General features: G+C 49.7%; 24 protein-coding genes. 17 read left to right on the top strand and 7 right to left on the bottom strand.

What is annotated here, in order from left to right; translation table 11 throughout:
- Nucleotides 1–231: 231 nt before the first annotated feature.
- From ACM67E_RS03310 to rph, 4 genes are all read right to left on the bottom strand, one after another.
- The gene (locus ACM67E_RS03310; RefSeq protein ID WP_416192200.1) at nucleotides 232–1,452 is read right to left on the bottom strand and encodes an aspartate kinase; all 1,221 of its coding nucleotides are present in this window, start codon (nucleotides 1,450–1,452) and stop codon (nucleotides 232–234) included.
- 255 nt (nucleotides 1,453–1,707) lie between these two features.
- On the bottom strand, nucleotides 1,708–2,268 hold the full coding sequence (locus tag ACM67E_RS03315; RefSeq protein ID WP_416192201.1) for an AAA family ATPase: 561 nt from the start codon (nucleotides 2,266–2,268) through the stop codon (nucleotides 1,708–1,710).
- On the bottom strand, nucleotides 2,217–2,903 hold the full coding sequence (gene pnuC, locus ACM67E_RS03320) for a nicotinamide riboside transporter PnuC (RefSeq protein WP_416192202.1): 687 nt from the start codon (nucleotides 2,901–2,903) through the stop codon (nucleotides 2,217–2,219). Before pnuC ends, ACM67E_RS03315 begins: the two co-directional genes overlap by 52 nt.
- Before the next feature lie 259 nt (nucleotides 2,904–3,162).
- Nucleotides 3,163–3,888, bottom strand: coding sequence for a ribonuclease PH (rph, locus tag ACM67E_RS03325; RefSeq protein ID WP_416192203.1), 726 nt, complete (start codon nucleotides 3,886–3,888; stop codon nucleotides 3,163–3,165).
- A 140-nt stretch (nucleotides 3,889–4,028) separates the two neighbouring features.
- Here rph and ACM67E_RS03330 point away from each other — a divergent pair, with 140 nt between their 5' ends.
- Together ACM67E_RS03330 and ACM67E_RS03335 are read left to right on the top strand one after the other, a co-directional pair.
- Nucleotides 4,029–4,901, top strand: a complete 873-nt coding sequence (locus tag ACM67E_RS03330) for a YicC/YloC family endoribonuclease (protein WP_416192204.1) — start codon at nucleotides 4,029–4,031, stop codon at nucleotides 4,899–4,901.
- Nucleotides 4,902–4,995: 94 nt separating this feature from the next.
- The gene (locus ACM67E_RS03335) at nucleotides 4,996–5,802 is read left to right on the top strand and encodes an integrase core domain-containing protein (RefSeq protein ID WP_416192205.1); all 807 of its coding nucleotides are present in this window, start codon (nucleotides 4,996–4,998) and stop codon (nucleotides 5,800–5,802) included.
- 9 nt (nucleotides 5,803–5,811) lie between these two features.
- Here the strand turns inward: ACM67E_RS03335 and ACM67E_RS03340 are convergent, their stop codons facing one another.
- From ACM67E_RS03340 to ACM67E_RS03350, 3 genes are all read right to left on the bottom strand, one after another.
- Entirely contained in the window at nucleotides 5,812–6,555 is a 744-nt protein-coding gene (locus ACM67E_RS03340) for an IS3 family transposase (protein WP_416192206.1), read from the bottom strand.
- Nucleotides 6,552–6,899 carry a helix-turn-helix domain-containing protein gene (locus tag ACM67E_RS03345; RefSeq protein WP_416192207.1) on the bottom strand — a complete coding sequence of 116 codons (348 nt, stop codon included), beginning with the start codon at nucleotides 6,897–6,899 and terminating at the stop codon, nucleotides 6,552–6,554. The genes ACM67E_RS03340 and ACM67E_RS03345 overlap by 4 nt, the downstream gene beginning before the upstream one ends.
- A 65-nt stretch (nucleotides 6,900–6,964) precedes the next feature.
- Nucleotides 6,965–7,342, bottom strand: a complete 378-nt coding sequence (locus tag ACM67E_RS03350; RefSeq protein ID WP_416192208.1) for a YkvA family protein — start codon at nucleotides 7,340–7,342, stop codon at nucleotides 6,965–6,967.
- Between the two features lie 493 nt (nucleotides 7,343–7,835).
- Between ACM67E_RS03350 and sdhC the strand changes: the two genes are divergently transcribed.
- From sdhC to ACM67E_RS03425, 15 genes are all read left to right on the top strand, one after another.
- A complete protein-coding gene (gene sdhC, locus ACM67E_RS03355) occupies nucleotides 7,836–8,213 on the top strand; it encodes a succinate dehydrogenase, cytochrome b556 subunit (RefSeq protein ID WP_416192209.1) in 378 nt (125 codons plus the stop codon).
- Nucleotides 8,207–8,548 (top strand): succinate dehydrogenase, hydrophobic membrane anchor protein, encoded by a 342-nt coding sequence (gene sdhD / locus ACM67E_RS03360; RefSeq protein ID WP_416192210.1) that lies wholly within the window; start codon nucleotides 8,207–8,209, stop codon nucleotides 8,546–8,548. The genes sdhC and sdhD overlap by 7 nt, the downstream gene beginning before the upstream one ends.
- A gap of 6 nt (nucleotides 8,549–8,554) precedes the next feature.
- Nucleotides 8,555–10,318 carry a succinate dehydrogenase flavoprotein subunit gene (gene sdhA, locus ACM67E_RS03365; protein ID WP_416192211.1) on the top strand — a complete coding sequence of 588 codons (1,764 nt, stop codon included), beginning with the start codon at nucleotides 8,555–8,557 and terminating at the stop codon, nucleotides 10,316–10,318.
- 128 nt (nucleotides 10,319–10,446) lie between these two features.
- The gene (locus tag ACM67E_RS03370) at nucleotides 10,447–11,154 is read left to right on the top strand and encodes a succinate dehydrogenase iron-sulfur subunit (protein ID WP_416192212.1); all 708 of its coding nucleotides are present in this window, start codon (nucleotides 10,447–10,449) and stop codon (nucleotides 11,152–11,154) included.
- Nucleotide 11,155: 1 nt separating this feature from the next.
- The gene (locus ACM67E_RS03375) at nucleotides 11,156–11,401 is read left to right on the top strand and encodes a succinate dehydrogenase assembly factor 2 (protein WP_416192213.1); all 246 of its coding nucleotides are present in this window, start codon (nucleotides 11,156–11,158) and stop codon (nucleotides 11,399–11,401) included.
- 113 nt (nucleotides 11,402–11,514) lie between these two features.
- The gene (gene gltA / locus ACM67E_RS03380) at nucleotides 11,515–12,798 is read left to right on the top strand and encodes a citrate synthase (RefSeq protein ID WP_416192214.1); all 1,284 of its coding nucleotides are present in this window, start codon (nucleotides 11,515–11,517) and stop codon (nucleotides 12,796–12,798) included.
- A gap of 204 nt (nucleotides 12,799–13,002) precedes the next feature.
- Nucleotides 13,003–15,831: a 2-oxoglutarate dehydrogenase E1 component gene (locus ACM67E_RS03385; protein WP_416192215.1), complete on the top strand. Its 2,829-nt coding sequence runs from the start codon at nucleotides 13,003–13,005 to the stop codon at nucleotides 15,829–15,831.
- 96 nt (nucleotides 15,832–15,927) lie between these two features.
- On the top strand, nucleotides 15,928–17,112 hold the full coding sequence (odhB, locus tag ACM67E_RS03390) for a 2-oxoglutarate dehydrogenase complex dihydrolipoyllysine-residue succinyltransferase (protein ID WP_416192216.1): 1,185 nt from the start codon (nucleotides 15,928–15,930) through the stop codon (nucleotides 17,110–17,112).
- A 52-nt stretch (nucleotides 17,113–17,164) separates the two neighbouring features.
- A complete protein-coding gene (locus tag ACM67E_RS03395; protein ID WP_416192217.1) occupies nucleotides 17,165–17,431 on the top strand; it encodes a hypothetical protein in 267 nt (88 codons plus the stop codon).
- Nucleotides 17,432–17,479: 48 nt separating this feature from the next.
- Entirely contained in the window at nucleotides 17,480–18,910 is a 1,431-nt protein-coding gene (gene lpdA, locus ACM67E_RS03400) for a dihydrolipoyl dehydrogenase (protein WP_416192218.1), read from the top strand.
- A gap of 245 nt (nucleotides 18,911–19,155) precedes the next feature.
- The gene (locus tag ACM67E_RS03405; RefSeq protein ID WP_416192729.1) at nucleotides 19,156–19,443 is read left to right on the top strand and encodes a hypothetical protein; all 288 of its coding nucleotides are present in this window, start codon (nucleotides 19,156–19,158) and stop codon (nucleotides 19,441–19,443) included.
- Nucleotides 19,444–19,706: 263 nt separating this feature from the next.
- Nucleotides 19,707–20,141: a DUF883 family protein gene (locus ACM67E_RS03410; RefSeq protein WP_416192219.1), complete on the top strand. Its 435-nt coding sequence runs from the start codon at nucleotides 19,707–19,709 to the stop codon at nucleotides 20,139–20,141.
- 92 nt (nucleotides 20,142–20,233) lie between these two features.
- On the top strand, nucleotides 20,234–20,617 hold the full coding sequence (locus ACM67E_RS03415) for a phage holin family protein (RefSeq protein WP_416192220.1): 384 nt from the start codon (nucleotides 20,234–20,236) through the stop codon (nucleotides 20,615–20,617).
- A gap of 14 nt (nucleotides 20,618–20,631) precedes the next feature.
- Nucleotides 20,632–20,940, top strand: coding sequence for a hypothetical protein (locus ACM67E_RS03420; protein ID WP_416192221.1), 309 nt, complete (start codon nucleotides 20,632–20,634; stop codon nucleotides 20,938–20,940).
- A 92-nt stretch (nucleotides 20,941–21,032) separates the two neighbouring features.
- A complete protein-coding gene (locus tag ACM67E_RS03425; protein ID WP_416192222.1) occupies nucleotides 21,033–22,139 on the top strand; it encodes a porin in 1,107 nt (368 codons plus the stop codon).
- Nucleotides 22,140–22,153 lie beyond the last annotated feature (14 nt).

The raw sequence follows: 22,153 nt of genomic DNA on the forward strand, positions 1-22,153 counted from the left end.
GATAGACCTGATAGGACAGCATGACGGTTTGATTGTTGTTAAGACAATCACGTTTAGGCCGGAATGCTTTGCAATGTTTTTCTGCATACCGGAAGTCTTTAGTTAGTGCCGAAGGTATTGCCCGTTTAATTGACCTTAAAGTGTCCCGGAAACATTCGGGCATTTTGTAAAAACAGACAGGCCGTCTGAAAGGATTTGACTTTCAGACGGCCTGTTTTCAATCGGAACGGATTATTTTTCCAGTTCAAAGGCTTTGTGCAAAACGCGGGTGGCCAGTTCCATATATTTCTCGTCGATCAATACCGATACTTTGATTTCAGACGTAGAAATCATTTGGATATTGATGCTTTCTTCCGCCAAAGTGCGGAACAGTTTCGCCGCCACGCCGACGTGCGAGCGCATACCCATGCCCACTACGGACACTTTGCATACGGTGTCGTCGCCGTCGATATCCGCTGCGCCGATGCTGTCCTTCAAATTGTTCAACAGGCTCAGTGTGGCTTTGTAATCGCCGCGCGGAACGGTAAACGAGAAGTCGGTGGTACCCTCCGAACCGACATTTTGGATAATCATGTCGACTTCGATGTTGGCATCGGCCACCGCGCCCAGGATTTGGTAGGCTACGCCCGGTTTGTCAGGTACGCCGCGCACGTTGATGCGGGCTTGGTTTTTATCGGTGGCAATACCGGTTACGGCAGCTCTTTCCATGTTGTCGTCCTCTTCAAAGGTAATTAAGGTGCCGTTGCCGCCGTCTTGCAGGCTGCTCAATACGCGCAGGCGTACTTTGTATTTTCCGGCGAATTCTACGGAACGGATTTGCAGAACTTTCGAGCCTAAGCTGGCCAGCTCCAGCATTTCTTCAAACGTGATGGTGTCCAGACGGCGCGCTTCGGGAACCACGCGCGGGTCGGTGGTGTACACGCCGTCCACGTCGGTATAGATTTGGCATTCGTCCGCTTTGAGTGCGGCGGCCAACGCCACGGCGGAGGTATCCGAACCGCCGCGGCCTAAGGTGGAGATGTCGCCTTCGCTGCTGATGCCTTGGAAACCGGCGACGATGACCACGCGTCCGGCTTTCAGGTCGGCGCGCATTTTTTCGTCGTCGATGCTTTCGATGCGGGCTTTGGTGTGGGCGGTGTCGGTTTTCAGGGCGACCTGCCAGCCGGTGTAGCTTTTCGCGTCCACGCCGATGTTTTTCAAGGCCATGGCCAAGAGGCCGATGGTAACCTGTTCGCCGGTGGACAAGACAACGTCCAACTCGCGCGGGTCGGGCGTATTCTGCATTTCGTGTGCCAGCGCAACCAGGCGGTTGGTTTCGCCGCTCATGGCCGATACCACGACGACAACGTCGTGCCCTTCGGCGCGGGCTTTGGCAACACGGTTGGCTACGTTTTTAATGCGTTCGGCGGAACCGACCGAGGTGCCGCCGTATTTTTGTACGATTAACGCCATTTTTTTCGTGCTTTCTTTGGGAGTTGGGGCAGCGGTTTGTTGCTGCGTTGGTGAGAAAAGTTCAGCTATTATTACTATTTTTTACATAAAATTCAAGGTTGGGGGCGGATTAATTCGGCTGCGCGGCACAATTGTCCGGAAAAGGCGGTCATTTCGTTATATTGTTGACAATGTCGGCGTGTTTTTCGGTATCGAAGGGTGGGGCAGAGCAATTGTCCGAGGCCGTCTGAAAACTTTTCAGACGGCCTCTGGCGTTTAATCGTGCAGAAACGGTTTGAGTACGTTTTCCGCCTGCCGCAAACGGTGTCCGTGCGGACCGCTGAGCAGCGTAAACGGAATGTTGCGGCGGTTTAGATAATCCCGAAACAGAGCCGACACTTTTTCCCGCTCCTGCGGCCTGTCGCGCAAATCGTCGGCTACCCACGGCACATCGATGTCGGTCAGGAACACGGCATCGTAATGCGAGGCGGCTGCGGCGGCTTCCAGTTCGGGCGGACAATCGCCGAAATACAGATAGGCATACACCACCAATTCCCACAAACAGGTATCGCAAAACAGAAAATTCCGCGCGGTTTCGGCCAGCCGGTTTTCAGACTGCATCTGCCCTGCGGCAATCGGCAGCAAATCCGCCCAACGGCAGATTTGCCGCTCTTCGTCCCACAGTTTCTGGCAGTATCCGCGCATGTATTCGGGCACCCACTCGGTGTCGAACCGCTGCGCCAAAGCCTGGGCCAGCGTGGTTTTGCCCGTAGATTCGGGGCCGATTACCGCGACGCGGCGGATTCGGCCGCCTGTTTGCGTAAGATTTTTTTCCATGCTGAATATCCGCTGACGGCAATCAAAGTGAACACCACATATTGGAACGCGCTGAAGGTCAGCCCTTTGTAAAAATACAGCGGCACGGACACCGCGTCGGCCACAATCCACACAATCCAATGGGCGATTTTGCGTTCCGCCATCAGCCACATGGCGATGAGAAACAGCGCGGTGGTGAAAATATCGGTGTAGTCGAGCCAAGTGAAATGGGCAAAACCGGCGGTAACGCCGTGCCACGAAAAGCCGTTGTTGATATACGGTTTGAACCAGTACACCGCGCCGACGAAGGCCGTGCTGAATACGGCCAAAGCCGCACAGACCCGCGCATCGCGTGCGGTAAACGGCGAGACCCGGAAACCGTTATCCGCGCTTTGCTGCCGTGACCATTGTGCCCAGCCGTACACGCCCAACACGGTGTAATACGCGTTGATCAGCATATCGCCGAACAGCGCGTATATCCACAGTAGCCACACGAATCCGGCGGTGCTGACGATGCCGACGGGAAAGCCCCAGACGCTGCCTTTGCGTATCAGCCAGACGCTGGCCATCCCGCAGACCACGGCAACGAGTTCCAGCGCGACCAGCCATGCCGCCACGCCTTGATATTGCGCGAACAGGGAATCGAAAATATCCATGAGATGCGTTTCTCCCTATTGTTGTGTTGTTCAGGCCGTCTGAAAATGGTGTGCCGGCTGTTTGGCTGTTCGGAAAACCGTCGGATTTTCGGAAGAATTGCCAACAGCGCGGCAGATTATTTTTCAGACGACCTGATGGTTTGATACCTTTATAAACTCAGGTTGTATCCGGCTGTCTGCATCCGTCATTCCCGTCTGTACGGAAATGACGGATTAGCGATTTTCGAATACTTCCGGACTTTGCCAAGGTCTCGTTTTTTTATTTCTGCAATGCCTTCTGCTGGTGTTGCACCAGCTCGGCAATGCCTTTCTGCCCGAGCGCAATCAGTGCGGACAATTCGTCGAGACTGAAGGGCGCGCCTTCCGCCGTGCCCTGGATTTCGATGATTTTGCCCGAAGCAGTCATCACAATGTTCACATCGCTGTCGCAGCCCGAGTCTTCGGGATAATCCAAATCCAGCAGGGGAACGCCGCCGACCACGCCGACCGACACCGCGGCAACCGCCTCACGAATCGGGTTTTCCGCAATCAGGCCGTCTGAAAGTAATTTATTGACCGCCATTTGCAGGGCGACGAATGCGCCGGTAATCGAAGCCGTGCGCGTGCCGCCGTCGGCCTGAATCACGTCGCAGTCAATCAGAATCTGGCGTTCGCCCAGTTTTTCCATATCGACCACGGCGCGCAGCGAACGGCCGATTAAACGCTGGATTTCCTGTGTGCGGCCGGACTGTTTGCCCGCGGCGGCTTCGCGGCGCATACGGCTGGCGGTGGAGGCAGGCAGCATGCCGTATTCCGCCGTGACCCAGCCTTGGTTTTTACCGCGCAGAAACGGCGGCACGTTTTCGTCAACGGATGCGGTGCAGATGACTTTGGTGTTGCCGCATTCGATTAAGACCGAGCCGTCGGCATGCGGCAGAAAGTCGGGCGTGATGCGGATCTCGCGCAGGCTGTCGGCGGCGCGGGCGGTGCGGATAGGGTGGCTCATGGGACATTCCTTAATAATAAAAACAGGGCGATTATAGCAGCTTCGGGCTTGCCGGACTGTTCAGACGGCCTATCGTCGGCTTGGCCGCTATGGTATATTGACCCCCACTTTCACTCGTAATGTAGAAACGGAGTAAAACCATGACCATCCGCAGTATGACCGGCTTTGCCAATGCCGCAGGGGAATGCGGCAGCAAACGCATCAATTTGGAAATCCGCGCGGTCAACCACCGCTATTTGGACGTGCAGTTCCGTATGCCCGACGATTTGCGCCATTTGGAAGGCACGTTGCGCGAGCAGATTGCCGCCGAAGCCGTGCGCGGCAAATTGGAATGCCGCATTCAGATCCAAGACATCGCCCAAGCCGCGCAAGGTTTGGAGGTGAATCAGGATTTGGTGGCGCAACTTGCTGATTTAAATATGAAATGGCGCGGTCAGTTCGACGGTTTGGGCAAGCTGACCGTGGCCGATATTCTGAAATTTCCGGGCGTGCTGGCGAGCCAAAGCGAAGACGCGGAAGCATTTGCCAAAGCCGTGCAGGATTTGTTGAAACAGGCTTTGAAAGATTTCGCCGCCGCACGCAAGCGCGAGGGGCAGAAACTGGCCGACCATTTGCGGCAACGCCTTGACGGAATGGAGGAAATCGTCGATGCCTTGGGCGAACTTTTTCCCAGCCTGCTCGAAGCGCACATGGAAAAAGTCAGAGGCCGTCTGAAAAAGGTGGTGGAAAATATCGACAACGACCGTTTGCAGCAGGAATTTGCGCTGTTTATCCAAAAATCCGACGTGGACGAAGAGTTCAGCCGCCTGCGCACCCACATCGCCGAAGTGCGCCGTATCGTAACCGAGGGCAAAGGCAGCGTCGGCAAACGCCTGGATTTCCTGATGCAGGAGCTTAACCGCGAAGCCAATACCTTGGGCAGCAAAGCCGTTGCCGCCGAATGCACGCAGGCTTCGGTGGAATTGAAAGTGTTAATCGAGCAGATGCGCGAACAGGTGCAGAATATCGAGTAGGTTTTCGGCTTTGTAAACGCATGGCGTTTATTTTCAGACGGCCTGATGTAAGAAAAGCTAGCGTTGTTTACAGTATTTGAAAGACAATACTGCCATGAACATCCACAAAAATACCCGACTTACACCGCACCAACGTCAAGCCGTTTGGCGCGCCTATACGCAGGATAAAATTACCGTTACTTCACTTGCCCGGCAATACCAAGTCAGCAGAGTAACCATCTACCGTATCCTCAAAGCCGCACGGCTGCAGCTGCTCACACCGCAAAACAGTACCAACAACCGGTTCAAACAAGCCAAATACGGGATGAAACGTTTGGCTAAGGTTGAAAAAGCCATCGAAGAAAAGCTCAAAAAACAGGCTAAACGCTACAACAAATCCTATCCCGGCGAAATGGTGCATTTCGATACCAAACGGTTGCCGCGGCTGAAAAACCAAAGCGTTGCCGACCCGTTCGAATACCTGTTTGTCTCCATCGACGACTACTCCCGCGAACTGTACGCAGCCATCTTGCCCGACCGTACGGCTGCCAGTGCCGCCAAGTTTCTGTTGAGGGATGTGATTGACTGCTGCCCGTACACCGTCGAATGCGCATACTCGGACAACGGAGTGGAATACAAAGGCAATGCATCCCACCCGTTTGGCGCTGCCTGCTGCCGCAACAACATCGTGCAGAAGTTTACCCGTATTGCGCGTCCGCAGACCAACGGCAAAGCGGAACGGGTGATTCGGACGCTGATGGAGATGTGGCACGATAAGCAGACATTTGACGATGCGCAACACCGGCGCAGGGAATTGTGCCGCTTTGTGAATTTCTACAATACGGTCAAGCCGCACGGCAGCTTGAAAGGCAGGACGCCTTTTGAGACTTTGGAGGATTATTTTTCTCAACCTGTTGTGTAAACAACGCGGTTATTTCTTACATACCTGATTGTAGTAATGTATGTAATCATCTATCACTTGGGTCAATTCTGCCACCGATAACGCCCCTTCCTGATGGAAGCTCTCTTCTTTTAATGTACCGAAGAAACGCTCCATCGGTGCGTTATCCCAGCAATTGCCTTTGCGCGACATACTCTGCACAATCCCTCTCTCCGCCAGTTTCGTCCGATAAGCCTCGGTTCGGTAAAGCACACCTTGGTCGGAATGCAGCAGCGGCGTTTGCCCTTTCAGACGGCCGAATGCCTTATCCAGCATCTTCATGACCATCTTGCTGTCCGGCTTTCTGCTGACCGCATAAGCCACAATCTCGCGGTTGAACACATCCAATATCGGCGATAAGTACAGTTTGCCGTCTGTGCATTTGAACCCGGTCACATCGGTCAGCCATTTTACTCCCGCTTTATCGGCAGTAAATGCACGCTTAAGGATGTTTTTCGACGTTTCTCCTATGACTTGCGGACGGTAGGCTTTTTTACTGCGCACTTTGGCTTTTAACCCCAATAGTTTCATAATGCGCTGTACTTTCTTTTTGTTCCACGACAATACGGCGGCAATCCGCCGATGGCCGTAGCGGCCTTTGTGCCGGTAATAGACTTCACTCACTGCCGCTTTGGCTTCCATATCAGGATCGGGTTTGCCGATGTGGTAATGAAAGCTGCTTTTGGGTATGCCGGCACTGTGCAGCAGGTATTTCAGCGGGTGCTTCGCCCTCAACGTTTGAACGGTTTCGCAGCTTTGGCGGCGTTCTTTTCGTTGAGGGCTTTCATGTGCTTTAGGTAGTCGTTCTCCGCCCTCATGTAGCGTAACTCTTCAATCAGCGCTGCCTGAGTTTTTTCATGGTCGGGTTTGTCGACGATAAAGGGATTCTTGCGTTTGGTCTTCATCAGCGCAGCCTGCGGGTGTTGAAGTGCGGCGATACCGCCTTCCCGATAGGCGGCGATCCAACGGCGCAGGTGTGTGCGTGAGACGTTGAAGTGCTCTGCGGTGCGCTGTTGGCTGTGCACTTGATGGTAATGAAGTACGGCTTGGTATTTGAAGTCTGGTGTATATTTGGACATAAGAAAACTGCACCTTTCGAAGTTGGGGGGGGTCCAACTTTTGGGGTGCAGTTCAGATTTTTTGACTATTTACCTAAAATTTTATAGGTAGCAAGGCGTGCTCGTTCGCGTATATCGTCGGTTAAATAAGCTTTCATTTGACTGTAAACCAATGTGATAACAGCAATGTCATCAGTAAATCCTAAAGGACCCAATAAATCAGGGATGGTATCAATAGGACTGAAAAAATAAATTAAGGCTCCCGCTATAATCATTTTCGTTTGTTTGGGGGTATGCGGAGACTTCCATAGGAAATACAACGCATAGAGTTGGCGGACTACCGGAGCTCCCAATTTGCCGGCAAAACGGCCAAGTTTACGTAAAAAGCCGGGTTCATCGAGTTTCTTACGTCTGAATTTAGGAATGTAATCTTCAGGGGAAGTGAAGTTTGATGAATTACTCATAGAAAAAACCTTTTGGTCGTTTTGATGAGATGTCAATTTGCACATTTTAGGCTGCTAAAACATGGGAATAGGGTGGAAAATTAAGAAACAGTATAAGGGATTGGATGATAAGATACGTCAATCGAATGCATTTTTATGATAAGCCGAAACCTCGTAAATTTAGGTATCTCTTGATAGATACAGCGGAATATTGATTGGTAGTATTAGATAATAAACCATTTGCTATTTGCATAGTGCTGCAAGGGGGCATTTTATTCTTAAATTTAAACCAGCCGAGTTTGGGGCTTCGAATCAATCTAGCAAATCAAACAGAAGGACTAGTTAAAAAGAAATACGATAAAATTATTTTGTCTCTTTTTTGTAAAAATTTATTAGATTGTTCACAAATTGGGCTGTTCAAATGCCCCTAAACCATGTAAATTATACCGAGTGTAATCCGTTGTAGTTTTTTGCTACTTCATTTTGAGAAAAATAAATTCAGAGGAACAGACTTATGGCTGCCAAACCACGTCCAGTCTATCTTGATCTCCCGAAAATCCGTTTGCCGATTCCCGGGATTGTTTCCATTCTGCACCGGGTCAGCGGTGTGCTCCTGTTCATTACCCTGCCTATTCTTTTAGGTTTGCTCGCTGCATCGCTGGAGCGAGAATCGGTATTTGAATCTTATCTCCATTTTATTTCCAATCCGATTGTGAAGCTTGGTTTGATTGTTTTGCTGTGGGCATTGTTACATCATGCATGTGCCGGTACGCGCTTTTTGTTTTTGGATGCGCACAAGGGGCTGGAGCTGAAAACCGCCCGTTTGACCGCCAAACTTGTGTTGGTATGTTCGTTGACTTTGACCGTAGTGATTGGAGCATTATTATGGTAGATCGCAAATTGGCCGGTGCCCATTACGGCTTGAAAGATTGGGCAGTGCAGCGTGTTACCGCGGTAATTATGCTGGTTTATACCGTGGCATTGGTGGCGTTTTTGTTGCTGCTGCCGAACGAACATGGTGAATGGCGGGTATTCTGGAATAATCCGTGGGTAAAACTGTTTACCCAAATCAGTTTTGTTGCGCTGTTTTGGCATGCTTGGGTAGGTATCCGAGATTTGTGGATGGACTACATCAAGCCGTTCGGTATTCGTTTGTGTTTGCAGGCTGCAACCATCGTATGGTTGGTGGCATGTATGTTCTATTCTGTTCAAGTGATTTGGGGGTAATGTAGTATGGGATATCCTGTCCGTAAGTTTGATGCCGTGATTGTCGGCGGTGGTGGTGCAGGTTTGCGTGCTGCTCTCCAATTATCTAAATCCGGTTTGAATTGTGCCGTATTGTCGAAAGTATTTCCGACCCGTTCGCATACTGTTGCGGCACAGGGCGGTATTTCCGCATCTTTGGGTAATGTGCAGGAAGACCGTTGGGACTGGCATATGTACGATACCGTAAAAGGTTCCGACTGGCTGGGCGACCAGGATGCAATTGAATTCATGTGCCGCGCCGCACCTGAAGCAGTGATTGAATTGGAGCACATGGGTATGCCGTTCGACCGCGTGGAAAGCGGCAAAATCTACCAGCGTCCGTTCGGCGGTCATACGGCAGAACACGGCAAACGTGCGGTAGAACGTGCTTGTGCCGTTGCTGACCGTACTGGCCATGCCATGCTGCATACGCTGTATCAGCAAAACGTGCGTGCCAATACGCAGTTTTTTGTGGAATGGACTGCACTTGATCTGATTCGCAATGAAGATGGCGATGTGGTCGGCGTGACCGCGATGGAAATGGAAAGCGGCGATGTTTATATCTTCCATGCGAAAGCCGTATTGTTTGCCACGGGCGGAGCAGGGCGTATCTATGCTTCCTCTACCAATGCCTTTATGAATACTGGCGACGGTTTGGGTATTTGTGCACGTGCGGGCATTCCATTGGAGGATATGGAGTTTTGGCAATTCCACCCGACCGGTGTTGCCGGCGCGGGTGTATTGATTACTGAAGGTGTGCGTGGCGAAGGCGGTATTCTGTTGAATGCCAATGGTGAACGCTTTATGGAGCGTTATGCGCCAACGGTAAAAGATTTGGCTTCTCGCGATGTGGTGTCCCGTGCGATGGCGATGGAGATCTATGAGGGTCGCGGTTGCGGTAAAAACAAAGATCATGTTTTACTGAAAATCGATCATATTGGTGCCGAAAAAATTATGGAAAAATTGCCGGGTATCCGCGAAATTTCCATTCAGTTTGCCGGCATTGATCCGATTAAAGACCCGATTCCCGTTGTGCCGACTACCCACTATATGATGGGCGGTATTCCGACCAACTACCTGGGTGAAGTGATTGTGCCGCAAGGTGATGAATATGAAGTACGCGTGAATGGCCTGTATGCGGCCGGTGAGTGTGCTTGCGCGTCCGTACACGGTGCGAACCGCTTGGGTACGAACTCCCTGCTCGACTTGGTGGTATTCGGTAAATCTGCCGGCGACAGTATGATTAAATACATCCGTGAGCAAGAAGGGTGGAAGGCATTGCCTGAGAATGCCGGTCAACTGACTGAGCAACGTTTGGAACGTTTGAATAATCAAACGGATGGTGAAAATGTTGACGAATTACGCCGTGAACTGCAGCGTTCCGTACAGCTCCATGCCGGCGTATTCCGTACCGATGAGATTTTGAGCAAGGGTGTCAAAGAGATTTTGGCCATTGCCGAGCGTGTCAAGCGTACTGAAATCAAAGATAAGAGCAAAGTTTGGAATACTGCGCGTATTGAAGCTTTGGAGCTGGATAACTTGATTGAAGTGGCTAAGGCAACTTTGGTTTCAGCCGAAGCACGCAAAGAATCTCGCGGTGCGCATGCTTCAGACGACCATCCTGAACGTGATGATGAAAACTGGATGAAGCATACCCTGTATCATTCATTGACCAATACCTTGAGCTATAAGCCCGTACACACTAAGCCGTTGACTGTCGATTATATCGAGCCGGCCAAGCGTGTTTATTGATGTATGCAGTTTCAGACGGCCTATCGGCACAAAGGCCGTCTGAAAATATTAGAACAAATGACCCTACACCGACGGTTTGAATTCTATCAATATTCATCAAGCCGCTCGTGAGAAAAGGAACACTTCTCATGGAAAAAGTAAGTTTCGAAGTTTACCGCTACAACCCTGATGTTGATGCGAAGCCTTATATGCAGACATACGAGTTGGAAATCGAACCAACAGACGTGAAGTTGCTGGATGCATTGGTTAAGCTTAAAGCGCAAGACGATACCTTGTCGTTCCGTCGTTCCTGCCGCGAAGGTATTTGCGGTTCAGACGGCATGAACATCAACGGTAAAAACGGTTTGGCATGTCTGACCGATATCCGCAGTCTGAAACAGCCGGTTAAAATCCGCCCGTTGCCGGGGCTGCCCGTCATCCGCGATCTGATTGTGGACATGACCCAATTCTTCAAGCAATATCATTCGATTAAACCTTATGTGGTGAACGATACACCGATTGATTCGGACAAAGAACGCCTGCAAAGCCAAGAAGAGCGCAAAGAATTAGACGGTTTGTACGAATGTATTTTGTGCGCATGTTGTTCGACTGCATGTCCTTCGTTCTGGTGGAACCCCGACAAATTTGTCGGTCCGTCCGGTTTGCTGAATGCCTACCGCTTTATCGCCGACAGCCGGGATACTATTACCAACGAGCGTTTGGACGATTTAAATGACCCATATCGCTTGTTCCGTTGCCATACCATTATGAACTGTGTTGACGTTTGCCCGAAACACTTGAATCCTACACGTGCAATCGGTAAGATTAAAGAAATTATGTTGAAACGGGCAGTCTAGAATGGTATTTGACGATACTGCAAAACGAAAAATCCGTTTTCAAACCCGCCGGGGTCTATTAGAGCTTGATTTGGTTCTCGGCAGGTTTATGGAAAGAGAATTTGAGCAATTAAACGATGAGGAATTGACCGCCTTTGTTGAAATTCTTGAGTTTCAAGATCAAGACTTGCTGGCATTGGTCAACGGTCATAAACAAACCGAAAAAACTCATCTGATTCCATTGCTTGAGAGAATCAGGCAGGCATAGAACAAATGAGTAGGGCTGCAGTGAAAAACACCGCAGCAAATATTCATAGGCCGTCTGAAAAGACCTGCTGTAAAGCAAACCGATAAAAGCCCCATCTTATAAAGGAGCAGAGAATGTCTAAAACAGTAAAACTCAACACCCCAAACCAAGAGGCATTGGAATTACCGGTATTGGAAGCATCATTAGGCCATGATGTCATTGATATCCGTACTTTGACTAAAAATACTGGTTTGTTCTCTTACGACCCGGGTTTTGTATCAACTGCAAGCTGCGAGTCTAAAATTACCTACATTGATGGTGAAGAAGGTTTACTTTATTACCGCGGTTATCCCATCGAGCAGCTGGCAGAGAAATCCGATTATCTGGAAGTCTGTTATCTGTTGATTTACGGCGAACTGCCGAATGCGGAACAGAAGAAGAAATTTACCGATATCGTCAGCCACCATACTATGGTGCATGAGCAGCTGACTTGGTTCTTCCGGGGTTTCCGCCGTGACGCGCATCCGATGGCAATGATGGTGGGTGTAGTGGGTGCATTGTCTGCTTTCTATCAAGACAGTTTGGATATTACCGATCCTACCCATCGCGAGGTTGCCATCTATCGTTTGATTTCCAAAATTCCGACGATTGCAGCGATGTGTTACCGTTATTCAAACGGTCTGCCGTTCAATTATCCGAAAAACAATCTGACTTACGCAGAAAACTTCCTGCATATGATGTTTGCTACGCCGTGTGAGGAATATAAGCCGAACCCGGTGTTGGCACGCGCCTTAGACCGTATTTTCATCCTGCATGCAGACCATGAACAAAATGCGTCAACCTCTACCGTTCGCTTGGCAGGTTCTTCGGGTGCGAACCCATTTGCCTGTATTGCTGCCGGTATCGCCTGCCTGTGGGGGGCTTCTCACGGCGGTGCCAATGAAGCGGTATTGAAAATGTTGGACGAAATTGGCGACGTTTCCAATGTAGAAGCCTATATGGAAGGTGTAAAACAACGGAAATACCGTTTGATGGGGTTTGGTCACCGCGTTTACCGGAATATGGATCCGCGTGCCAGCATTATGCGCGAAACCTGTTACGAAGTATTGAAAGAATTGGGATTGGAAGACAGTCCTAAATTCAAATTGGCGATGGAGCTGGAACAGATTGCATTAAAAGATCCGTTCTTTGTTGAGCGCAAGCTGTATCCAAACGTAGATTTTTACTCGGGTATCGTTCTGTCGGCACTGGGTATTCCGACCGAGATGTTTACCGTTATCTTCGCTTTGGCGCGCAGCGTAGGCTGGATTTCCCATTGGCATGAGATGATTGGCGATCCATCGCTGAAAATCGGTCGTCCCCGTCAGTTGTATACAGGTGAGGGTCGCCGTGATTTCGTAGCGGTTGATGAACGTTAATCCGTTTATTAACAGGTTGTCAAATGTATTTTTTGAAGACTAAAAAGCCTGTTTGGTTGGTTTTATCGGTATAAGATAAAATATTTACAGGTGGTTAGTTCGGAATAGGGTAGAATAAAGTGTCATCTTCAGACGGCCTGAACTCCGTTAGAGTAACACAGAGTTCTACCCTTTATTTATATCTTAAAGAAAAGAGCGCACGCCATGATGGACGAAAAACTCAATTTCTCTTATCTGTTTGGTTCAAATGCTCCTTATATTGAGGAGTTATATGAAGCTTTCTTGGTTGATCCGAATTCGGTAGAGGAGAAATGGAAGCAATATTTTACTGATTTAGCCAAGCAGCCGGGTGCAGCGGATATTGATGTTGCCCATGCCCCGATTCGTGAATCGTTTACCAATTTGGCTAAAAGCAGATCCGCTGCCGCTATTGCCGGCAGCGTAGATGAAGCTATGCTGAAAAAACAGGTTGGCGTGTTGCGTATGATTTCTGCCTACCGCATTCAAGGTGTCGGTGCGGCTCAATTGGATCCGCTGAAACGTATGCCTCCTAAATATTTGGAAGCGTTGGATCCTAAATTCCATGGTCTGACTGATGCCGATATGGCCGTGAAGTTCAGCATGGGAGAAGGCGATTTCGACGGCCAGGAAAAAATGGCTTTGTCTGAGATTGTCCAAAATCTGAAACAAACCTATTGCGGTCACTTGGCGGTGGAATATATGTATATTCCGGAAACGGAAGAGCGCCGTTGGATCCGTAACTATTTTGAAAGCGTTCTTTCTACGCCGCGTTATACCAAAGAGCAGAAACAATATTTGCTGAAGCAGTTAACCGCAGCAGAAACGCTGGAGCGTTACCTGCATACGAAATATGTCGGCCAAAAACGTTTTGGTGTCGAGGGTGGTGAAAGCGTTATCGCAGGTTTGAATTACCTGATTCAAAATGCCGGTAAGGACGGTGTCGAAGAAGTGATTATCGGCATGGCGCACCGAGGCCGTCTGAATGTGTTGGTCAATACCTTAGGTAAAAAACCGGGTGATTTGTTTGCCGAATTTGAAGGGCGTGCCGAGATCAAACACCCTAGCGGCGATGTCAAATACCACATGGGTTTCAGTTCCGATATTGCTACGCCGAACGGCCCTATGCATGTTTCATTGGCGTTTAACCCTTCGCATCTAGAAATCGTAAATCCTGTGGTTGAGGGGTCTGCTCGCGCCAAGCAAGAACGTTTGGGTAAAAACGGCCAAGAGAAAGTTTTGCCGGTATTGATTCACGGAGACTCTGCGTTTATCGGTTTGGGCGTCAACCAAGCGACATTCAACTTATCGCAAACCCGCGGTTACACCACCGGCGGTACAGTCCATATCGTTATCAATAACCAAATCGGCTTTACGACTTCCGATACCCGCGATACCCGTTCAACCGTTTACTGTACCGACGTGGCGAAAATGGTTTCCGCACCGGTTATTCACGTCAACGGTGACGATCCGGAACGTGTATGCTTTGCTATCCAAGCCGCTTTGGATTACCGTAAAACCTTCAAAAAAGATATTGTCATTGATGTTGTCTGCTACCGCAAATGGGGTCACAACGAGGGCGATGATCCGACCTTGACCCAACCGATGATGTATAAAAGAGTTGCGCAACATCCGGGTACACGCGCCATATATGTTGAAAAACTGGTTGCTGAAAACGTGATTACTGAAGCTGAAGCCGATGCTTTGGTGCAAGCTTACCGTGAAGCCTTGGATAAAGGTGAGCACGTTGAGCAGACTACATTGAGCAATTTCCAACGAACCAGTATCGACTGGCGTAAATATCAGGGGCAAGACTGGCGCGAGGATGTCGATACCAGTCTGCCTGCTGCCGATATCCAGCGCTTGGCCGACAAATTTACCAATATTCCGGAAAACTATACCTTGCATGCCAATGCCAAACGCGTGAATGAAGCGCGAAAAGCCATGGCGGCCGGTACCCAGCCGATTGACTGGGGTATGGCAGAAACCATTGCGTATGCCAATCTGGTGACTAAAGGTGCCGGGGTGCGCATTTCCGGCGAAGATTCGGGTCGCGGTACGTTCTCACACCGCCACGCGGTCATTCATGACCAAAAACGCGAAAAATGGGATGACGGTGCTTATGTGCCGTTGCGCAATATGGGCGAAGGTGCCGCCGATTTCTTAGTGATTGACTCCATCTTGAACGAAGAGGCAGTCATGGCCTATGAATATGGCTTTGCCTGTTCCGCTCCTGATAAACTGACCATTTGGGAAGCCCAGTTCGGCGACTTTGCGAATGGTGCGCAAGTGGTGATTGACCAATTCCTGTCATCCGGCGAAACCAAATGGGGGCGCTTGTGCGGTCTGACCACCATCCTGCCTCACGGTTACGACGGTCAAGGTCCTGAGCACTCGTCAGCTCGTTTGGAGCGTTGGCTGCAATTGTGTTCGGAAAACAATATGCAGATTATTATGCCGTCTGAAGCGGCACAAATGTTCCACCTGCTGCAACGTCAGGTACTGAGTTCTTACCGCAAACCGTTGGTTATCTTTATGTCGAAACGTCTGTTGCGCTTTAAAGATGCCATGAGTCCGTTGTCAGACTTTACCGAAGGTTCGCGTTTCCGTCCGGTTATCGGCGATAAGGCAGGACGTGCCAATGATGAAAGCGTGAAACGTGTGATTCTGTGTGCCGGTCAGGTTTACTATGACTTGGCTTCAGGTCGCGCCGAGCGTAAGCTGGAAGACAATGTGGCTATTATCCGTGTGGAACAGCTTTATCCGTTCCCTTACGATGAAGTCAAAGCCGAATTGGCGAAATACCCGAATGCTGAAGAAGTGGTTTGGGCACAAGAAGAGCCGAAGAACCAAGGCGCGTTTTACCAAATCCGCCACCGTTTGGAAGCCGTTATCGGCGAAAGCCAAAAACTGTCTTACGCCGGCCGTCCAAGCAGCGCATCACCGGCAGTCGGTTATATGAGCAAACACGTTGCCCAGTTGAAACAATTAGTTGAAGATGCATTGAACGGCTAATTCTAATTGACGAGAGAAACGCCTGCGGTCTGAACCAGGTCGTAGGATTAAGAACACATCACAGGCCGTCTGAAAAACGGCAAACCGGAGATTAAAATGATTATTGAAGTAAAAGTGCCAATGCTGTCTGAAAGCGTATCGGAAGGTACCTTGTTGGAATGGAAAAAGAAAGTCGGCGAAGCCGTTGCGCGCGATGAAATTCTGATTGAAATCGAAACCGACAAAGTGGTTTTGGAAGTGCCTTCTCCGCAAGCCGGTGTCCTGACCGAAATCGTTGTAGGCGATGGCGAAACCGTTACGGCTGATCAGGTGTTGGCACGCATTGATACTGAAGCTGCTGCATCTGCAACTGCCGCCGAAGCAGCACCGGCTCCAACCGCCGAATCTGCGCCGGCAGCACCTGCCGCAGCAAACGTTGGCGCACCTGCAATGCCTGCTGCTGCCAAGTTGGCTGCTGAAAAAGGTGTGGACGTGAACTCGATTCAAGGTTCCGGTCGTGACGGCCGTGTCTTGAAAGAGGACGTACAAAATGCATCTTCTTCCAAACCGTCCTCTGCCAGCGCTCCTGTTCCTGCCGGTGCGCGTCCTGAACAGCGTGTTCCGATGAGCCGTCTGCGTGCCCGCGTGGCAGAGCGTCTGTTGGCTTCGCAACAGGAAAATGCCATTTTGACTACGTTTAACGAAGTCAACATGAAACCAATCATGGACTTGCGTGCGAAATACAAAGATAAATTCGAGAAAGAACACGGTACCAAACTGGGCTTCATGTCGTTCTTCGTCAAAGCCGCCGTTGCCGCATTGAAGAAATATCCGATTGTGAATGCCTCCGTTGACGGCAACGACATTGTTTACCACGGTTTCTTCGACATCGGTATCGCCATCGGCAGCCCGCGCGGTTTGGTTGTGCCGATTTTGCGCGATGCGGATCAAATGAGCATTGCCGATATTGAAAAAGCCATCGTGGATTACGCCGTTAAAGCCAAAGACGGTAAGATTTCTCTGGAGGATTTGACCGGCGGTACGTTCAGTATTACCAACGGCGGTACTTTCGGTTCCATGATGTCCACCCCGATTATCAATCCGCCGCAATCTGCGATTTTGGGTATGCACGCAACCAAAGAGCGCGCGGTAGTGGAAAACGGCCAAGTCGTGGTTCGCCCGATGATGTATCTGGCATTGTCATACGACCACCGTATCATTGACGGCCGCGAAGCGGTATTGACTTTGGTTGCCATCAAAGACGCTCTGGAAGATCCTGCGCGCCTGTTGTTGGATCTGTAATATTTTCAGACGGCCTTAAAGGCCGTCTGAAAGCGTGTTGAGCGTATCAAACATGAAGAAAACATTGATTATTTTGGCTGCACTGTTTTTCTCGGCGTGCGCCGCTTTTTCAGGCAAAGAATATTCGGTCAATGCTTATGATGCACAGGGCAGGCAGCTGAATAAAAAATTCGAGCTCGATAGCAATAAGGCGGGCATTCAAATGGCGCGGCAATCGCTTTGCCAAACCTATCCGAATGCCACCATTCGTGTTTACAACAACATCACACGCATGGAAGTGAAGGAGTATAGTCCTTATTTATGCCGCCGAAAACGCTAGGCATCGCTTCTTTTCAGCAATTCTTTTTTGGAAAACAAAGGATTTTAAATGTCACAATATGATGTAGTGGTTATCGGCGCGGGGCCGGGCGGTTATGTTGCCGCTATCCGTGCCGCACAATTGGGTTTCAAAACTGCCTGTATTGACGCAGGCGTGAATAAAGCGGGTGATGCGCCGGCTTTGGGCGGTACGTGTTTGAATGTCGGCTGTATTCCGTCAAAAGCATTGTTGCAATCATCCGAGCATTTCCATGCTGCGCAACATGATTTTGCCGAACACGGTATTACCGTCGGCGACATCAAATTTGATGCCGCCAAAATGATTGAGCGTAAAGATGCCATCGTGAATAAACTGACCGGCGGCGTGAAATTCCTGTTCCAGAAAAACAAAGTCGACAGTTTGTTCGGCTTGGGTTCGTTCAAGGGCAAAAACGGCGATTTGTACCAAATCGAAGTGGATAATAAAGGCGAAAAAACCGTTGTCGAGGCGAAACATGTCATTGTGGCAACCGGCTCCGTACCCCGTCCGCTGCCGCAAATCGCCATTGACAACGTCGATGTTTTGGACAACGAAGGCGCATTGAACCTGACTGAAGTCCCGGCCAAATTGGGTGTAATCGGCTCGGGTGTGATCGGTTTGGAAATGGGTTCGGTATGGAACCGCGTCGGTGCGCAAGTAACCATTTTGGAGGCTGCGCCGACATTCTTGGCCGCCGCCGACCAGCAAATCGCCAAAGAAGCGTTCAAATTCTTCACCAAAGAGCAAGGCTTGGAAATTGAACTGGGCGTGAAAATCGGTGAAATTAAAGCCGAAAAAGGCGTAACTGTTCAATACGAAACAGCCAAAGGCGAAGCCAAATCTGAAACCTTTGATAAATTAATCGTGGCTATCGGCCGTATTCCGAACACCAATGGTCTGAATGTCGAAGCCGTGGGCTTGGAAAAAGACGAACGCGGCTTCATCAAAGTCGATGGCGACTGCAAAACCAACCTGCCGAATGTTTGGGCGATTGGTGATGTGGTGCGCGGTCCGATGCTGGCGCATAAAGCCAGCGATGAAGGCGTTGCCGTGGCCGAGCGCATTGCCGGCCAAAAACCGCATATCGATTTCAACAACGTACCGTTCGTGATTTACACCGATCCTGAAATCGCGTGGGTGGGTAAAACCGAAGAGCAGCTTAAAGCCGAAGGCGTGGAGTACAAAAAAGGCACTTCGGGCTTCGGTGCAAACGGCCGCGCGTTGGCGATGGGTAAGGCAAAAGGTACGATCAAAGTGTTGGCCTGTGCGAAAACCGACCGTATTTTGGGCGTGCACATGATCGGTCCGGTGGTCAGCGAACTGGTATCGGAAGGCGTGACCAGCCTGGAGTTTTCAGCCAGCAGTGAAGACATCGCCCGCATTATCCACGCGCATCCGACTTTGTCGGAAGTGTTGCATGAGGCGGCATTGGCTGCCGACAAGCGTGCGTTGCACGGCTGATTGCCAGATGTGTCCATGCCGTCTGAAATGTTTTTCAGACGGCATTTTCAATGGGTGGCGAATGATGGGAAAACCGATTGCAACGCCGTTTTCTCAAATAATGCCGTTCATCCCGTAGGAGAAATAATGATCGGAATCCGTTGGCCGCATTGGTGTGCCGAATCATGTTTTTCAGACGGCCCGGGCGGTAAAGCATGACAAAATCGCCTATAATGAAACCTTTATTTTCAGACGGCATGTGGTTTATGAGCAAAGAGTTACTCGGGATAATTTTTTTACCTGCCGGCATTATCTTCATGTGCATGGCTGCTCTGTTTCAAATGTATGTGATGATGACCGAAACCTATACATTGAACCGTTATCGGGATAAGGCACTGGTATGGCGCGTGGCGGTATTATTTTTGAGCTTCAGTTTGGGCGTGTATTGGTTGTGCCCGAATGCGAGGAAAAAAGGCATTCTGTTTTTGATATTGGGAGCGGGTGGTGCGTTGATGTACGGTTTGGCGCGGGTTTGGCTGCCGTTTAGCCGATGAAGAAGCAGGCCGTCTGAAAAATAATAACGGCAGGCATTTCAGACGGCCTTGCCGCAAATGCTGTTTTAAAGTATCCGTAAAGAATGCCGGATCTGACGGTATGGAATAAGTTTTCTGAAAAATGTTCGGCTCATGATTGGGCTTTTCTGAACGTCATAATCTTTACAAGAATGCGGATTAATTTTAGGGAAATTATCTTGTAACCTGATGTTGCCGTCTCTATACTGAAAACACATCAAACGAACACGCAAAGGAGCGTATGAATGAAAAAATATGATTATGAAACCCGTAAAGAAGCTCTGTTGAAAGATATTCGTGAAGTGATGAATGATGTAGAGGATCTGTACAATGCCGGTGCAGAGGCGACTACCGAGGAAGCCAAGCAGGCCAAAGTGAAATTACAGGAAAAACTGGACGCTGCGAAAGAGCGTCTGACCAAATTTGAAAAAGAAGCCGGTGAGCGTTTGAGTCATTATGCCGACCAGGCACGCGACAAATATGCAGAATTTGAAGCCGAAGCCGGAGAACGTTTCAAGGAAGGAAAAAAGCGTTTTGCAGAATTTGAGGCAGAAGCCGGCGAACGTGTCAAACATCATGCCCGACAAGCCGATGAAGCAGTACGCGATAAGCCTTATTACGCAATGGGCTTTGCCGCATTGGCCGGTTTGGTGGTAGGGGTGTTGCTGAACCGCCGCTGATAGCCGGTAAGGAAGCCGTCTGAAAAAGGTTTCAGACGGCTTTTCTATTTTAAATGCCTGAAAACAGAATAAAGCTGCGAAAGGGAAAAGTGATGAATCTCAAAGAGAATATCCAACATACTAAATTATTATTCAATCAAGGTATCGATTTATTGATGTTGCGGCTGCAATTATTGAATCTTGATTTGGCGGAGCAGGCAGGCAATGCCGTGCGCAGTGTGATTTGGCTGGTGATTTCAGCAATACTGCTGCTGGTGGCATTGATCAGTTTATTGTTCGGCTTAAACCGCGTGCTGACCGATCAGCAAGCCGTTTGGACATTTTTCGGCATTACCGGACTAAGTCTGTTGATTATTGCCATCGCCTGTGTGCGCATCATCGGCAGCTGGAAAAACCAAGGCAACCGCATAGGCAGCACATTAAAAGACATTCAAGCCGATATCGCTTATTTGCGCGGTCAAATTGACGAAGAGTAAAAAGGAGGATTCCGATGAACCGACAACAAAAAGAAATCCGCGAATTGCTGGAATTGGAAATCAAACTCGCCCGTTTGAAAGTGGCCGCATCCCATCTGAAACAGCGCAGGCTCAAAGAAACCCGTGCGCAGAAAACAGCCGAAAACGAAGCTTTACTTTATCGTTTGGCCGATTTAGGCAGCAGCTTTGCCGCTTCTTCAAGCGGTTTGCTGTCAAAAACATCCCGGTTGCCGCTGCCCAAGCCGTACCGTTACGGCATATTGTTTGCTTGGTTTGCCTTACAGGCTTGGCAAAGTCATGTAAAACAAAACGATAATAAATAAAAATTTTTATCGTTTTAAAAGAACTTGTTTTTAAGTTGTGGGTTGATTAATATATTGGGGTTGGTTCAACCATATTTTGAAAGGGAGACTCTATGCAAAAAACCATCCTCGCACTTGCCTGCTCCGCATTTTCATGCGGCGTTTATGCCGACGTGACCTTATACGGCCAAATCAAAAGCAGCGTCAGCACAAGCCAGGTCAAAATCAAAGGCGGTGCCGGCACCGAAAAAAGTGCGGCCTCAACCCGTATCAACGACAATACCTCGCGCATCGGTTTCAAAGGCAGCGAAAAATTGGGCGATGATCTTACCGCCATTTGGCAGCTGGAGCAACGCGCATCGATTTTGGGACAAAGCAACAGCGAAAGATGGGGCAACCGCGATTCGTTTATCGGCGTGGAGGGTAAGTTCGGTAAACTGCGTGCGGGCAATATGAATAACATGCTCAATGAAATGGACACCATCGATACTTGGATGTGGAGTACCAACGCTTTGGGCTTGGGCGTGTTTACCCGCACCGGTTCGCGCAATGTATCGCTGCGTTACGACAGCCCGAAATTTGCGGGTGTACAGTTGAACGCGCAATATTCTCCGCGCGACAATCAAAATCCGGACGACAAATATACCCATGAGCAGGCCGGGCGCGATCAATACAATGCAGGTATCACATACAGCAATCCCGAATTTTTCGCTAAATTGGCTTACAACTTGCGGAAAAACCGGGTCGGTAACGAAGACGGGCATATTGTCCGTTTGGAAACCGCTTACGATGCCGATAATGTATTCTTGGGTTTCGGTGCACAGTATGCCAAGGCCAATGAAAGTGCCAATACTTATCTGGCGAATTTCACCGATGGTTTTAACACCTACAACGGCAGCGACATGACCAAAGATACCGGCAAAGAAGAAGCCGTAAAAGTGATTGATGCTGCCGTTACCGCAGGTTATAACTTCGGCAATTGGCGGCCGCGTATTTCTTACGCGCACGGTTGGCCGGCAAAAGGCGTGGACAGCGGCGAGAAATTGGTCGATAAGTTCGACCAAATCGTGGTCGGCGGGGATTACCGCTTCAGCAAGCGCACTTCGGTACGCGGGCAGGTCGGTTACATGCGTTTGGGCAATAAAACCCGTCTGACGGCAACCGACAAAGGCAAAATCGAGCAAACCGCCGCTTCTTTGGGGCTGCACCACCGTTTCTAAAAACTGCATATGGA

The organism is Neisseria sp. CCUG12390 (genome assembly GCF_047837985.1).
Taxonomy (GTDB): domain Bacteria; phylum Pseudomonadota; class Gammaproteobacteria; order Burkholderiales; family Neisseriaceae; genus Neisseria.